At 42.7% G+C, this 15,566-nt stretch carries 12 protein-coding genes; 6 read left to right on the top strand and 6 right to left on the bottom strand.

Annotation, left to right across the window (positions count from 1 at the left end; translation table 11 throughout):
• Positions 1-69 precede the first annotated feature (69 nt).
• The 4 genes from lolB1 to porV all read right to left on the bottom strand — a co-directional run bounded on the left by lolB1 (position 70) and on the right by porV (position 3,786).
• Positions 70-888, bottom strand: a complete 819-nt coding sequence (lolB1, locus tag F0364_RS06065) for a lipoprotein insertase outer membrane protein LolB1 (protein ID WP_153796872.1) — start codon at positions 886-888, stop codon at positions 70-72.
• 9 nt (positions 889-897) lie between these two features.
• Positions 898-1,341 carry a dUTP diphosphatase gene (gene dut / locus F0364_RS06060; protein WP_153796871.1) on the bottom strand — a complete coding sequence of 148 codons (444 nt, stop codon included), beginning with the start codon at positions 1,339-1,341 and terminating at the stop codon, positions 898-900.
• Positions 1,342-1,933: 592 nt separating this feature from the next.
• Complete coding sequence (gene ispF / locus F0364_RS06055) at positions 1,934-2,410, bottom strand: 2-C-methyl-D-erythritol 2,4-cyclodiphosphate synthase (protein ID WP_153796870.1); 477 nt, start codon at positions 2,408-2,410, stop codon at positions 1,934-1,936.
• Between the two features lie 230 nt (positions 2,411-2,640).
• Positions 2,641-3,786: a type IX secretion system outer membrane channel protein PorV gene (gene porV / locus F0364_RS06050; RefSeq protein ID WP_153796869.1), complete on the bottom strand. Its 1,146-nt coding sequence runs from the start codon at positions 3,784-3,786 to the stop codon at positions 2,641-2,643.
• 335 nt (positions 3,787-4,121) lie between these two features.
• On the opposite strand from porV, the gene F0364_RS06045 reads away from it, so the two are divergent.
• The 3 genes from F0364_RS06045 to F0364_RS06035 all read left to right on the top strand — a co-directional run bounded on the left by F0364_RS06045 (position 4,122) and on the right by F0364_RS06035 (position 7,759).
• Positions 4,122-5,669, top strand: a complete 1,548-nt coding sequence (locus F0364_RS06045) for an SUMF1/EgtB/PvdO family nonheme iron enzyme (protein WP_153796868.1) — start codon at positions 4,122-4,124, stop codon at positions 5,667-5,669.
• Between the two features lie 91 nt (positions 5,670-5,760).
• Complete coding sequence (locus tag F0364_RS06040) at positions 5,761-6,204, top strand: DUF2721 domain-containing protein (RefSeq protein ID WP_153796867.1); 444 nt, start codon at positions 5,761-5,763, stop codon at positions 6,202-6,204.
• A gap of 373 nt (positions 6,205-6,577) precedes the next feature.
• Complete coding sequence (locus F0364_RS06035) at positions 6,578-7,759, top strand: hypothetical protein (RefSeq protein ID WP_153796866.1); 1,182 nt, start codon at positions 6,578-6,580, stop codon at positions 7,757-7,759.
• 240 nt (positions 7,760-7,999) lie between these two features.
• On the opposite strand, the gene F0364_RS06030 is transcribed toward F0364_RS06035, so the two are convergent.
• Both F0364_RS06030 and F0364_RS06025 read right to left on the bottom strand, forming a co-directional pair.
• Positions 8,000-9,427: a beta-helix domain-containing protein gene (locus F0364_RS06030; protein ID WP_153796865.1), complete on the bottom strand. Its 1,428-nt coding sequence runs from the start codon at positions 9,425-9,427 to the stop codon at positions 8,000-8,002.
• A gap of 43 nt (positions 9,428-9,470) precedes the next feature.
• The gene (locus F0364_RS06025; protein WP_207632540.1) at positions 9,471-12,272 is read right to left on the bottom strand and encodes a TonB-dependent receptor; all 2,802 of its coding nucleotides are present in this window, start codon (positions 12,270-12,272) and stop codon (positions 9,471-9,473) included.
• Positions 12,273-12,478: 206 nt separating this feature from the next.
• On the opposite strand from F0364_RS06025, the gene F0364_RS06020 reads away from it, so the two are divergent.
• The 3 genes from F0364_RS06020 (at position 12,479) to galE (ending at position 15,337) form a co-directional block, all read left to right on the top strand.
• Positions 12,479-13,126 carry a DUF47 domain-containing protein gene (locus F0364_RS06020; RefSeq protein WP_153796863.1) on the top strand — a complete coding sequence of 216 codons (648 nt, stop codon included), beginning with the start codon at positions 12,479-12,481 and terminating at the stop codon, positions 13,124-13,126.
• Between the two features lie 66 nt (positions 13,127-13,192).
• Positions 13,193-14,233: an inorganic phosphate transporter gene (locus F0364_RS06015; protein ID WP_153796862.1), complete on the top strand. Its 1,041-nt coding sequence runs from the start codon at positions 13,193-13,195 to the stop codon at positions 14,231-14,233.
• Positions 14,234-14,281: 48 nt separating this feature from the next.
• Positions 14,282-15,337 (top strand): UDP-glucose 4-epimerase GalE, encoded by a 1,056-nt coding sequence (gene galE, locus F0364_RS06010; RefSeq protein ID WP_153796861.1) that lies wholly within the window; start codon positions 14,282-14,284, stop codon positions 15,335-15,337.
• The last annotated feature ends 229 nt before the right edge of the window (positions 15,338-15,566 follow it).

The raw sequence follows: 15,566 nt of genomic DNA, 5'->3' as shown, positions 1-15,566 counted from the left end.
ATTTTACAGGTTACAAACAAACAGCAGTTTTGCTAATTTCAGCATTTAAACGTTAGCCTGCTGTGAATATTATTTTGTTTTATAGTTTTTTGGGATATTAAAAGGAAAGCTAAGCGCTTTATCAAATTCATATTGCTTAAAATTCAAATCAATATCCAGCTTGGATTTTTCGGCGACAGATATGCGACGCTGTTTACTGAACAGAAAATCATTTACCTTTTCAAACTCGTTGTACGTTATATCGCAGGTGCGGTTACGCATGGTATTTACATCATCCAGCTTGCTGTGCACTATCCTGTAATCGGCAGTATCAAACGTAACCAGGTTTTTGAACAGCTTGCCCGTTACCATAACCAGCAACTCTTTTCCATTACTGCGGTAAGAAACAATATTGCTGTCCAGGAATACTGGGTTACCCATAATTAAATCCTGCAGGCTGTAAAAATCCAGCGGAATATCGGCCAGTTCCTGCAAATAGCTGATGCTGCGGTATTGAACGGTTTTATTCAGCTTGTTCATCAGGCGTACACTGTCTTTGTCAGCCAATAGCCGGTAACCTTCAATGCCCAACAAGCCGGTAAGAGATACCCAAATAAGGCTGTCTTTCTGGATGCGTATATTGGCTGTGGCCTGGTCGCTGCCGTTTTTACCCTCATACTCTACTTTAATCTTGGCGGAGAATGTGTTAAAGTCAATTTTATTCTGCCCTACGTTATGGAGTATGTTCTTAACCACCGCGTTGGAGTCTACCTTTTCATTCGGCTGTATAATAACCGTTTGAGAGGTATCTTTCTTAGAAATTGAGGTTTCAATGCGCTGCACTTTTTTTGCCGGCCTGCACGATGCCAGCAGCAACAGTACAAGTATGGTGTATAACTGAATTTTCATTTTTGCTCTTTATTGTTTGCCTGTATGCCCAAACCCACCTGCGCCCCTCTCGGTAGCGCCAATTTCCTGCACCAATAACCATTCCACCTGACCTACCTGCTGTATTACCATTTGCGCAATACGGTCGCCGGGATGAATGACCTGTTCTTCCGTTGAAAGATTAATGAGTATTACTTTTATTTCCCCACGATAGTCTGCATCAATGGTTCCGGGGGTGTTAAGACAGGTAATGCCCTGTTTTACCGCCAGGCCGCTGCGGGGCCTCACCTGTGCCTCATAACCCTGGGGCAGCTCTATAAAAAGCCCTGTAGGCACCAGCATACGTTCCAGTGTTTTCAGTGTTACAGGGGCTTCCAGGTTTGCCCGTATATCCATACCGGCCGAACCTTTGGTGGCATACTCTGGCAAGGGGTTGGGCGACTGGTTGATAATTTTAACTTGTAAACTGCTCATTGCGGCAAAGCTATAGAAGTTGGCTTTAGGCTGTATGTGTAAGTTTTCCAGCATGGTGAATAAGAATAACCGGGTACTAAGCTTGAGGTACGAACTAAGTTAGTCTCAAAAACCTCCAGCGCTATTGAAAACAAGTTTTAAATAATTTTTTTATGTACCCTAGCAGCAAGAATTATGAAGCTTTGGTTGCGTCGCACACTTGTACGCTACCGTGTGTACACAAATAACTATTGGAACACGGATGACACGGATAGAACGGATACGCTGGATTTTCAATGCTGCTTCGCAGCATTATCGGTGCCAATCCGTACTTTTTTTGGCTTGTAAGTTTGATTTCTTACCGGATGTTTTCGCATTCTGCGAAAACAAACGGTGAAAATCCATTCTATCCGTGTCATCCGTGTTCCCTTTTTTTCTCCGAAAAGACGTGTACACACGGTAGCACACTTGTACGTTCTAAACATTATTCCTCCTTTTTTCCTTTAGAAGAAGGTGCCGGAAGGACGAATGTTGCAAAACAAGGATAGAAATCCAGCCATCATAAGCCGCCAATTCCATACTTCGTTCTTAAACCTTCTTATTTTGTACTTCCCTACCCTTGCAGCAGCACCGAAGCATAAGCCACCAGCCCTTCTTCCCTGCCCACAAAACCCATTTTTTCAGTAGTGGTGGCTTTTACAGAAACATCCTTTACCGTAATGCCGGCTATGGCAGCAATTACATCCTGCATTTGAGGTATATAGGGTTTTATTTTGGGTGCCTGCAGGCACAGGGTGGAATCAATGTTTACCACCACGTAGCCTTCCGCTTTTACTAGCTCAACCGTACGCTGCAACAATATTTTACTGTCAATATTCTTAAACTCCTGCGAGGTATCCGGAAAGTGCATTCCGATATCGCCCAGGCACGCTGCGCCCAGCATGGCATCGCAAATGGCATGCAGCAGTACATCTGCATCGCTATGGCCCAGGGCGCCTTTGCTATGCGGTATTTTAATGCCGCCGATGTACAAATCCCGGCCTGTAACCAATTGGTGAAAATCAACTCCCTGCCCTATTCTTATTTTCATACTGCCTGATAAATTTTAGTGTGTTGCACCAGGGGCCCAACGCCATGTACAAACCTGCTGCACTATGGCGAAGAAAGGACAAGGCGTACAAGAGTGCGACGCAAGGGACGCCTCATAGTAGTTCCTGCTGCCGGGCCCAAAATGCTTCAACAGCCACCCGAAGGGTGCTGCCATAAAAAAAGCGAAGGTAATTGCTGCCCCCGCTTTTTACAACTTAGTTTAACAGTGGTTTACTCACCGCCACCAATATCATCAAAATTGAAGTACAGGCTAAAACGCATAGTGTTGGACAGTGGGTTTCTTGTTACACCGCTGCCTGATGGCGCCAGGTAAGATATATTAAGCCCGAACGCATCGTATTTTAAACCAACACCGGCAGTAAAAAACTTTCTGTTACCGGCTTCAGCGGTTTCGTAATAATAACCGGCGCGGGCAAAAAACTGCTCATTGTAGTTGAATTCTGCACCGGCCTGCAAACTGTAAGCTTTATTGCTGAAAGAGCTGAACCAGCTACCGAAAATGCTTTTGCTGCGGTAATCCTGCATGGCTACTTCAAAGGCTGAATCAGAAGTGTAATCCGGGTAATATGGCACTTCGGGTACCAGCAGTTTGTTCACTTCGGCGGTAAGGGTAAACTTACTGGTTTCTTCCACAGCCCAGGTATAAGCAGCACCGAGGCCTAAGTTTGCCGGTATAAAATCTTTTGACTGGGCATTGTCTGTATAGCCTATTTTGGAACCCAGGTTACTTAACGCCAGCCCCCAGGAAACGCCCTGGCCGGCCTCATCCGTATGATTGCCGTATAATGATATGTCTCCTGAAACAGAAGTACCCGCTTTATAAGTAACCCCGCCAAAAGCGCCGTTGGCAAGGTTAGAGTTTACGTAGCGCAATGCCACGCCAAGGCCCATTTGATCGCTAAGCTTGCGGGCATAACCAACATCAATACCAAATTCCCTGGGGCGGTTAGAGCCCAGGCTGTTACCCAGGGCGTCAACAAAGTCTATGTTGCCCAGGTTAAAATACCGTATGCCAACATTAATGGCCTGCTCTTCATCCAACTGGTGGTAGCCAGCCGCTGTTATCATGTAAACGTCCTTGGTAATATCGCGGAGCCATGGCGTATAGGTAAGAGAAAGTGCTGTTTTTTCTTTTGCAAAAGGTATTTTGCCTAGGTTATAAAACCCGGAGTTGGCATCCGGACTTGTGGCAATGCCAATATCTGCCATGCCGCCTGAACGGGCATCCGGTGATATTCTTAAAAAAGGAACGGCCGTGGTAACTACATTAACAGGGTCCTGCGAAAATGATTGTAACCCAACACCTAAGCACAATATGGACAACAGCGCAGTAGTTTTAAAGTTTCTCTTATTCATTATACATGTTTATAGTTGGCTATGAAAATAACTGAGGCAAGGTTCCTTTTAAGGCCTGCGTTTATTTTCATGAAAAGTGTGGGTAAAAGTTAGTCTATAATAATGAATTTATGATGCTTCCGGACTGTTGGTGAAGGCAAATATGCTAATTTTTTGGAACTTATGCAACTAAGCCAGCTTTTTTACAAGCTTTATTTATACTTAATCAAGCTTATTTTAATATGTCCGTCTTAACTGGAAATAGTCAAATCAACTATATTCGCAAATTATAGCAATGTTTTACAATAAACTTCATCAGCTAACGTTCATATTCTTGTAAAAAACCGGTTTTCACAATGGTTAAAACGCTTAGAAACTGTGTATTGTTGTTGGCAACGGCTGGTTTGTTCGCCTCCTGCAGTGCACTTAGCAAGAAAAAAGAAAAATCCACAGCCACTGGCTGGAACTACAATGATAAAGACCAGGGTGGTTTTTCTGTTCCTAAACCCAAAGACATTAAAACAGGTCCAGGGCTTGTGTTTGTTCAGGGTGGTACCTTTACCATGGGCGCCACACAGGAAGATGTGATGGGCGACTGGAACAATGTACCCCGCCGTGTAACGGTTAACTCTTTCTTTATAGATAAAACAGAAGTGGCCAACGTACACTACCGCGAGTACATGTACTGGCTGGAAAATGTTTTCTCTGACCCCATGTATGCCAATGTAGTACAGGGCGCTATGCCGGATACACTTGTTTGGAGAAGCGAGCTGGCGTACAATGAGCCGATAGTGGAATATTACTTCCGCCACCCGGCCTACAATTACTACCCGGTAGTAGGCGTAACCTGGAGGCAGGCCCACGATTTTTGCATTTGGCGTACAGACCGTGTAAACCAGATTGCCTTAATTGAAAGCGGTTACCAGAATAAAAATGTGTTGAAACAGGAATTGAACGGCGGCGGACAGGAAAACTTTAATACAAAGTCTTACCTGGTTGGTGAATACCAGGGCGTACCGGGCAAACCTAAAAAGAACCCGTTGAAAGATGCCCAGGGCAGGCCAAGAACATCTGTAAAATTTGAAGACGGTGTACTTTTCCCCGATTACCGCTTACCAACAGAAGCAGAATGGGAATATGCAGCCGTTGCTTATATAAGCAGCAACCCCCAGCCACGTAAAAACGAAAAGAAGCGTGGTGAGGAATTGATAGCCAACAAACAAATTTACGCCTGGCAGAATGATGGATTTGACAACCTGCGCTCTACCCGCAAAGGTGCATGGCAGGGTGCTTTTCTGGCAAACTTTAAGCGCAGCAGCGGTGACTACATGGGTACTGCCGGCGGTTTGAACGACCGTTCTGCTATACCTGCCGAAGTAACATCTTTCTTCCCCAACGCATTTGGCTTATATAACATGAGCGGTAACGTAAATGAGTGGGTGGCCGATGTGTACAGGCCTACCACCGGTATTGAAGAAGATGATTACAACCCCTATCGTGGTAACGAATTTAAAAAGGTGGATCTTAGCGGTGGCGAAGGCAACATGCGAGACAGCCTGGGTCGCATAAGGTACATTCCTGAAAACGACTCAACCTTGCGCAACCGCCGCAACTACCAGCGCTCTTACGCGGTGGATTACCTTGATGGCGATTCATTAAGCGGCGTAAGCTACGGATACGGTATTACTACTTTAATCAGCGATAAATCCAGGGTTTATAAAGGCGGCGGCTGGAACGATATGCCTTACTGGCTAAGCCCCGGTGCAAGACGCTATATGGAAGAAGACCAAAGCAGCAATTCATTAGGTTTCCGTTGCGCCATGACACATTATGGCGCCCCCGAAGGAACCAACATGAAAATTAAAACCGGCAACTTCTTCCCCAAGCGCAGAGCCAAGAGATAAGGAAAAGGTAAATAAAGAAAAGGCCATTTTGCAGCAGCAAAGTGGCTTTTTCGCTTTTAGTACAGAACTTAGCCTATTAACTGCGTAACGCATGGATATATCCATTAACACACCGGCATTACTTTTTCCCGCCATCAGCTTAATTATGCTGGCTTACACCAACCGTTTTCTTGCGTTGGCAAACCTGATAAGAACCCTGCACGATAAATACAAAAGCGAAGACAACAAAATGCTTTTGCACGGCCAGATAAAGAACCTGCGCTACCGTATGAAGCTTATTAAAAATATGCAGGCACTGGGTGTATTAAGTTTTATACTCTGCATAGTGTGCATGTACTTTATTTATATTAACTGGATGCGCCTTGCCAGCATACTCTTTGCAATGGCTTTACTGGCCTTTACATTTTCACTTTTGTTATCCCTGCTGGAAATACAAAAAAGCAACAAAGCACTGGAGCTTCAGTTAAGTGATATGGAAGGACTGGAAGACCCTTCGGTGATTGAATACATCCGCAAGAAGTTTGAAAAAGAATAAACCCCGATAAAAATATCGGGGTTTCTGGCATGAGAAAATCTACTGACTAAATTTGCTTGCTTGCTGTTTGATGTTGCAAAGGTGCCCTGGCTGTATAAACTAATTGTAACCGTAATAAGACCATAGTATTAATAATCCACCCGGTAGTATTTTGGTGGCGGAGGTCCGGTTTTTCAATGAAGCATCGTTGCGTCGCACTACGTTTATCGTTCGGTTCATTGGGCGGCATTTCAGGCCCGGATGCACCGGTTGCCTTTAAACTGAAACTTGCGCTACAACTTCTAATCTAAATTTCATATTACCTTATTATTAAGTTTTGTAATTTTAAATACGAAGCGATTGCCTTTTGAAAAAAGCACTCTACATATTATTCATGCTGCTTTATTGTAGCTATGCGCCGGCCCGCGGTATAGGCCAGGGTACATTTGCAGTGCGTTTTGACTTTTATGGAGATACTGTAAACGCATTATTCGACAAATCCTGCACCGTAACCTTTTCAGGGCCGCTTAGCGAAAATGCCATCCTGTATTTTTACCAGCAAATGGAAAATGCCAACTATGAGCCTTTTATAGCTTCTTTAAACGCGTACAAGGAAAAACAGCAACTGGATGACTGGCTTTATTACCAACTGATACGCAAGGCGGCGCAATTTGTAAGCCCGAAAGCTGACAATTACCTGAGGTACACATTGTATAAATGGTTTTTCCTGGCCAAATCCGGCTACGGTACCACATTAAGGATTATTGATGATAAGCTGCTGTTTTACGTACAAAGCGACGAGAACGTTTATGAAATACCCTGCTATACCCGTGACGGCAAACAATATGTTTGCCTTAATTACCATGATTATGGCAACAGCGTTAACCTGGAAAAAGCTTCCATTACAGAAGTAAGCCTGCTACAGCAAAATGCGGTTAAATCTTTCTCTTACAAAGTATCTCAAATGCCGGAATTAAACCCTGCGGATTACCAGGAGCGGGATTTACAATTTGCCATAAACGATAACAACTATCGGTTTAAAATTAAGCTTAACCCACAGGTACAAACCATGTTTGCCAACTATCCTGTTGTAGACTATGCTTCTTACTTTGATTTGCCTCTAAGCAGGGAAACTTACGAATCGCTGGTGCCGGTGCTGAAAAAAAACATGAAAGGGCTAAACGTAAAAAATGGCATTGATTACCTGATGCGGTTTACCCGGTATGCCTTTTTATTTGAGCCGGATACACAACAATTCGGCAAAGAAAAACGGCTTACGCCAGAGCAAACCCTGTTATATGGCCAAAGTGACTGTGAAGACCGGGCAGCCCTGTTTTTTTACCTGGTGAAGGAAATTTATAACCTGCCCATGATTGTAATGGCTTATCCCCAACACGTAACCATAGCTGTTAAATTTGATAAAGCCTTAGGCAAACCTATTATATATAATGGCGAACGTTACACTGTTTGCGAACCTACACCGCAAAAAAAAGACTTGCGTGTAGGCCAGATGATGCCGGAGCTTTCTAAGGAAACTTATGAAGTGGTGTATTCATACCACCCCAAAAGCAAGTGACGTGGTTGCCTTACCGTGGTTTTGGGCTGTGCTGAGTAGTGAACCAGACGTACAAGTGAGTGACACAACAGGCGTTCAATAGTAGTACTTTAGCCGGGGCCATAAAAAATATAACGTCATAAATTACAGGCAAAGCAAAGAGGTTGTTCCCCAATGAACAACCTCTTTGCTTTTATTATTGCCGGCCTGTTTCCATGCCTGCTATGCTCTTGCTTTAACGAGTTATATTTTACCCTGTGATTATTTAAAAGAAGTCCACCCCTTCCACCATGTAGCATCGGTACCAGTTGAACCTACTGCTCCACGGAAAGTAACCTGATCAAACCCTGTAAGTTTTGTGTCAGAAAAATCCGCGGCACCGGCAGCAACTAATGGAGAGCTTGATTGAGGGGTAAAATCTGGCTGCTCATTAGGTTTGGATGCAGTAGGATAAGCGAACGCTGCTGTTAGTTTAACATCATCATTTGTTGTATAGATGTTGTTCTTTTTTGCCGGCTCATTAAACCAGGTTTCAACGGCGGACAGACCGAAATCAACCGAACCCTTCGAATAGTCGAGTGGTTTTGCACATCCGGAAATTGAGGTGTTTTTTATAACTAATTTGCTGGCAGTAATATTACCGCTTGTTGCAGTACCCTTGCTGTCGTCAATTAAAATACCGGTTGGCCAACCCATGATAACAGAGTTAAAGATAGAGATAGAGGAATTACGCCTGATTTGCGCACCTGCAAGAAACAAACTGTTACCAATATTTGAAGTGGTTGCACGAGGCCCTAATACTGTCATGTTACTGTAAACGGCACTTGTTTGAGGAGTTAAAGTGCTTCCGTTGGCATCATTATCACTTTCCCAACCCTCAACCTTTGAAATATCTGCACGGGCAGAATCTCTCAATACAATACCAAATTGAATTTTTCCGCTATAGCCATTATCTGTATCAAAGTCATCATCTAAAGTTTTATAAGCAACAATATGCTTTAAATCAACATTACCGCCAAAACATTCGATAGCGTCATCCAGTGCATAACTGATTTGTACATATTCAATCTTGGTACCCTTGCCAACAGCGCCAAGGGTAAGACTGTTCAATTCTTTATCCGGAATGTAAGCAAAACCAGCGTACTCAATACGAACATACTTTAAAACACCTGAATTATCGTTATCATCAGGAGATGCTCCCCCGCCATATAAACCCTGTCCTGCACCATTGTTTACACCGCCCTCTATTTCACCTACACCTGCCTGATTATTGTAGCTTGCATTTGTAGAAGCTTTGCCCAGTATTACTATCCCTCCCCAATCGCCAGCTCTTCTGTTAGACTCTGCTGCTTCAGATGTAAAAATGATTGGCTTATCAGCAGTTCCTTCAGCCATAATCTTAGCGCCTCTTGTTATTATTAATGCCCCTTTTGAAGAAAGTTCCCCGTACACGGTAATACCGGCAGCAACTGTAAGGGTAACCCCGCTATTCACATAAACTGTTCCGCGGATAATGTATGTTTTATTGGGGTCATCCAGAGTTTGGTTTTGCGTAATCTGACCTTCCAGGATTACTTCATCAGATTCTCCAGGCTTGATTCCACCATCGCCGTCTCCATCTACTTCAATTTTACGGCAGGAAGCAGCAAGTAAGCCTAATGAACATGCTATTAAAAAATACTTCTTCATACAACTGTTTTATACTGTTTTACTAATTATGAATGTTATATTGTTATTTAAAACTGTAACCGAATGTTATACTAAAATTGGTTCCGTAGTTTCTTCTGATTGCCAAAGCATCATTAACTGAATTGGCGGTATATTTTTTATCCTCATTCAAATCGTGATAGAAATTGGCTCTCTTATTGATTAAGTCAGAAATGTTCAGCCTTATTTCTCCTTTATTCTTCAGTATTTTCTTAGCTATTTGCAAGTCTAACAACGGCCTTGGGGCCTCCCATATTTCAGGAACGTCTTTATTGCCTACGTATAAAATGCGGCGTCCTATTTGGTTAAAAAGAATCGTTGAGTTAAGTCCAAGCTTTTCAACATCATATTGTAGGGCAAAATTGATGACGTAAGGTGATTGGCCTTGAAGAGGACGATCCAGTTCTACTCCCTTACTCTCAACCCTGCTATAGATATAAGAGAGATTAGTTTGAAAAGTGAAGTTGCGCAGCGCAGATACAAAATCAAGTTTTTTTCTAAACTCAACCTCAGCCCCATAACCGGTAGCTTTATCGGCATTGATAAAGTTAAATGTACTGCTGCTCCCTGCACCGCTTTGATTATAGAATTGCTCTATGGCGTCTTTAAAGTATTTATAAAAAACACCAACTGTAAACAATTCTCCGGCTCGTGGGTACAATTCGTACCGCAGATCAAGATTGGTAACCTTTGTACGTTTTAATTCTTTATTACCAAGAACTGTAGCACCTAAATCAAAGTCATAAAAAGCAAGATTGGAAAGTTCACGAAACTCAGGCCTAATTACAGTCTGGGAACCTGTTAAACGTATATTGGTTTGATTATTTAGTTTAAAAGTCGCATTTACTGCCGGAAGAAAGTCAGTAACCTTTGTATTAACAAACCTGTCATCAGATTTTTTTACACTTCCTACCAACTGGTCAAAATCTTCAACCCTTACGCCCCACACAATTCGCAGCCAATTAGCAAACTGATTATCTAACTGTATGTAGCCTGCATTCAAAATTGAGTTAGCCAGATAACGGAAGTTTGCCTCGCCAAACTCATCAAATTCAAAACCGTTGCCTCCAAAATTGCTGGTTGCAAAAATTTGTTCCTCCGGTAATAAAAGCAGGCTTCGGTTATTAGAACTTGGCATTGTTATAGAAAAAGGCCTTGCATTGTATAAACGGTCCTTTACCTGGAACAGGTAACCACCTTTTACACTTTGTGACAGGCTGAATAATTTAAAATTCGTTGTCCAGTCAGCCCCGGCCGTATAGATATAATCGGAAAGGTTGGAATAAAAAATACTTCCTGATTTTTGAGACTTCGCTTCGTTTATAAGTGCTTCAAAAACTTTAGTGTCTATTACTTCATTATACTGTAGCCTCTTTTGATCGGGAATGTATTGGTCAAGAATAGTGAAACTGCCATACCATTTTAGTTTGCTTTTTAAGCTGTTGATATTATGCTCACCGGTAAGTTGGGTATTGTACAAAGTGTTTGACTTAAAGGCGAGCTCACGGGCCCTGATCGGGGCAGCCCTTCCGGCGCCAAACTCATAATCCTGTCCCTGTCTTATAGTTACATAATCCGTTGCGTTGATGTTAAAGACATTTTTTAAAGATATCTTGTTGTTATTGTCAATTTGTAAAGCGAAATTGGCAAGAGCCCCCCATAAGACATCCTTACTGTACCTGGTGTTTTGGTAAGCAAAACTTGTATCAGCGGTTCTGGCTGCCCTGTTTAGGTTATAAATATTATTATCGAATGCAAGCCTACGGTTATTACTGCTGTAAGTTAAAGCGATAACTCCACCAAACTTTTTACTGAAGAGGTTGGTATTGAATCCCCCGCTAATCTGCATTGACGTATTGATGGGAGCAGAGCCCTCATGATAAGACCAGTCATTATTAAATTTTTTGCCCCATTCTGTTTTTTCCTCGCGGCTTAAGTTCGAGAAACTGTTTTTATAGGGAATTCCTTCAGGCAATTTTCTTCTGCCATCATCTATTCCCAGCCAGTCAAGTTTTCCACCTTTGTAAGAGTAGAAGTCTTTTCCAATTGTTTGAGAGTTAAAACCCGTGCCAACCTGTATGTTAAAAAAGGACTGTGAGGGAATATCTTTCGTATTCACTTGCACCAGTCCGCCGGCCCATTCTCCCGTCATTTCCGGCACGAATGCCTTATTGATAACTATGTTATCTACCATTGAGGAAGGAAAGATGTCAAATGAAAAGGTTTTTCTATCGGGTTCTGTGCTGGAAAGTTGTATGCCGTTTAGCATTGCCTGGTTATACCTGTCGCTCAAACCTCTCACAACCAGGTATTTTCCTTCCTGTATGCTGGCACCGGGAATACGCTTCAAAACTTCACCCGTGTTTTTGTCGGGAGAGCGCCGTATTGCCTCGGAGGATATTACCTGTGCTACTGTGTTTGTATTTTTCTGAAACTGTATTAAAGCGTTGGTGGTTTCCTTTTTGGCAGATGTTTTAACCGTAACCGTTTGCAAATTGTTGGAAGAGGGTGTAAGTATTATTTCAATACTGGATACCTGGTTAACCGTTACTAATACATTGCTGATTGTTTTGGATACATACCCCAAGGCGGTTACCTGAATTTCATACTCTTTGCCAGCATCAACGGTAAACAAAAAGCGTCCATCCTGATCCGAGGCAAGGCCGGCATTAATGCCTGTTACCAGCACGGAAGCACCGGCTACGGGTTTGTTATTTTCATCAAGTATTTTTCCTTCAATTTTTCCCTTTTGTGCAGTAGCGCTGGTTGCGATCAACAATATGCCCGCTATTATGGTAAAACAGAAGGCTATTTTCAAAGAATGCATGACCTTAATTTTCATGCGGCGAAAGTAGAAGGGCTGTATTACCGAATTGTTAACGTAAGATTATGCGAATGTTAACCCCGGTTATCGTTAGTAATCTGTATTGATTCTCAACACGGTCTATATTATTTATACATTAAGTTATTGTTAACTGTCATCTTTTTAAAGCCATGCGGAGCCATAGTTCTATTTTTGCCAAAATTTAGAATATGGGTATTAATACCATTGGCAGAATTTTTATGCCGAAGAACAAAATTTTCTACGAGTTATTTGAAGATGTGGCAATTACCGTAAACCAGATGGGACAGGTTTTAAAACAAATGGTATATGAACCAGATATAGACAAGCGTAATGCCCTGTCAAAACAAATTGAAGACCTGGAACATAAAAACGACGACCATACCCACCGCATTTTTACAGAACTTGGCCGCAATTTTATTACCCCTTTCGACCGGGAAGATATCCATTACCTTGCATCCGCACTGGATGACATTTGTGATTACATATATGCAACTGCCAAAAAAATCAATTTCTACAAAGTAAATCCCAACGATACCGGCATACAGAAAATGGCTGACCTTATTGAAGTTGGCGCCGCTGAAACTAAAACCGCTGTTTACGGTTTGCGTGACATGAAGAATCTTCGGCAGATGACGGAAGCCCTGGTTAAGATAAACAGCATCGAAAACCAGGGAGATGATGTATTTGACATGAGCATTGAAAAACTTTTTGAAAAAGAAAGCGATGCCCGCGAACTGATTAAAAAAAGGGAGATATACCAGGTTATGGAAATCGTAACCGATAAATGCGAGGATGCAGCCAACGTAATTGAGTCAATTATAGTTAAATACGCCTAATTATACCCCCAACACCGTAACGCCGGTATGTAATTCCTTTATATACTGGCCCGGAAAACAACATTTATGGTTACACTTCTTATCCTCATCATCATTCTTGCTTTTATTTTCGATTATATCAACGGCTTTCACGATGCGGCTAACTCCATCGCTACCATCGTTTCTACCAAAGTATTAACCCCTTTTCAGGCAGTGCTTTGGGCGGCTATGTTCAATTTTGCAGCCTATTTTATTTCCAGGTACATTATTGGGGAGTTTAAAATAGGAAATACGATTGCCAAAACCGTTAACGAGAACTTTATTACGCTCGAAGTAATTTTCGCAGGCCTTCTTGCCGCTATTGTATGGAACCTGCTTACCTGGTGGTTTGGCATACCATCCAGTTCATCTCACACGCTTATCGGTGGTTTTATGGGTGCTGCCGTGGCTAATGCACATGGTTTTAAACAGGCTGGTATAGATGTAATCAACTATGCCAAAGTGGTTCCCACATTCCTGTTTATATTCTTAGCACCGCTTATAGGCATGATCATCGCCTTTATTATTACCATATTAATTGTGCATTTGTGTAAACGGGCCAACCCTTACAAGGCAGAAAGCTGGTTTAAACGCCTGCAGTTGGTATCCTCGGCCGCTTTTAGCTTGGGCCACGGGGGCAATGATGCGCAAAAAGTAATGGGTATTATTGGCGCCGCTATCATCTTTTATGAAAAATCAAAGGGCCGCGACCTCAGTTTTAACGACTTTGTAGTTCACTATAGCTGGGTACCGTTTTGCAGCTTTTTGGCTATCGGCCTGGGTACCATGAGCGGTGGCTGGAAAATTGTAAAAACAATGGGCACCCGCATTACCAAAGTAACCCCGCTGGAAGGTGTTAGTGCAGAAACCGCCGGCGCTATGACTTTGTATCTTACCGAACATTTGGGCATACCCGTTAGTACTACACATACCATTACCGGTTCTATCATTGGCGTGGGCGCTACAAAAAGATTATCAGCCGTAAGATGGGGTGTTACCGTTAACCTGCTGTGGGCATGGGTACTTACCATCCCCATCAGCGCAATAATGGCAGCCACTTTCTTCTTTATAATCAAACTTTTTGTATAAGATACGCCCGTTTTTTTATAATATTGCCAGCGCCATAAAAGCACTTATATGCCGAAAATTCTCGTTACGGGCGGATGTGGATACATTGGCTCTCATACAGTTGTAGATTTAATTGAAAACGGGTTCGATGTAGTTTCCATAGATGACAACTCCCGCTCTACTAATTACCTGCTGGACGGCATTGATAAAATAACCGGCAAAAAGCTTAAAAACTACAAGGTAGATCTTAAGAACTTTGATGAAACCCTGGCAGTCTTCCAGGAAAATGAAGATATTATTGGTGTTATTCACTTTGCGGCATACAAAGCAGTGGGCGAATCGGTTGAAAAACCGTTGATGTATTACGAAAACAATCTCTGCTCCCTTATCAACCTCCTTAACTGTGTAAAAGAGTTTAATATTCCGCATTTTGTATTTTCTTCTTCCTGTACAGTATATGGTAACCCGGATTCTATCCCGGTAACCGAACAAACACCAGAGAAAAAAGCGGAATCTCCCTATGGCGCTACCAAGCAAATGGGCGAGGAAATTATACGCAGTTTTGTAAAAGTTGCAGAAACAAACGCAATACTGCTGCGCTACTTTAACCCGGTTGGCGCCCACCCCAGCAACCTTATCGGAGAATTGCCGTTAGGCAAACCCCAAAACCTGGTACCGGCCATTACGCAAACAGCCATCGGAAAATTACCACAGATGCAGGTATATGGCAATGATTATGATACCCGCGACGGTAGCTGCCTGCGTGATTATATTCACGTTTCAGATATTGCCAGCGCCCATACGCTTGCTATGCGTTTTTTACTGGAAAATAAAAACACCGGCAAATGTGAGGTGTTTAACCTGGGTTCCGGCAATGGCGTTACAGTGCTGGAAGCTATTAAAGCGTTTGAAACCGTAACCGGCCAAAAACTCAATTACAAAATAGGCCCCCGCCGCCCTGGCGATGTAGTGGCTATCTATGCCAACAACAACCATGCGGTATCAGCGTTAAACTGGCAAATAAAGTACGATTTAAATGAAATGATGCGTACAGCCTGGGCCTGGGAGCTAAAAGTGAAGGAAGACGAAGAGTTGATGAAAAAACAAAACCCGGTACTTAACTAATATTCGCTGGCAATTTATGTTTCCCAAAAAAGGAAGAGGCGCAGCTTCTTCCTTTTTTGTTTCCCGGTAAACCCAATGCATAGCCGTTGGCATAGTCACAAGAACAGTTCTCAAAAGTTCTCAATCTGCATCGCATATCTAACGTGTAACATACAAAGTACTTTGCCTTTCTCCTTTCGTATTTGCTTTTGGGGGTGCCCCCAAGCTATCGCAAGGGGTCGGGCTTTCC

This window comes from Foetidibacter luteolus, assembly GCF_009650435.1.
In the GTDB taxonomy this organism is placed as follows: domain Bacteria; phylum Bacteroidota; class Bacteroidia; order Chitinophagales; family Chitinophagaceae; genus Foetidibacter; species Foetidibacter luteolus.
Note: the sequence above shows the minus strand (reverse complement) of the source record. Positions and strands in the feature narration are given on the sequence as shown.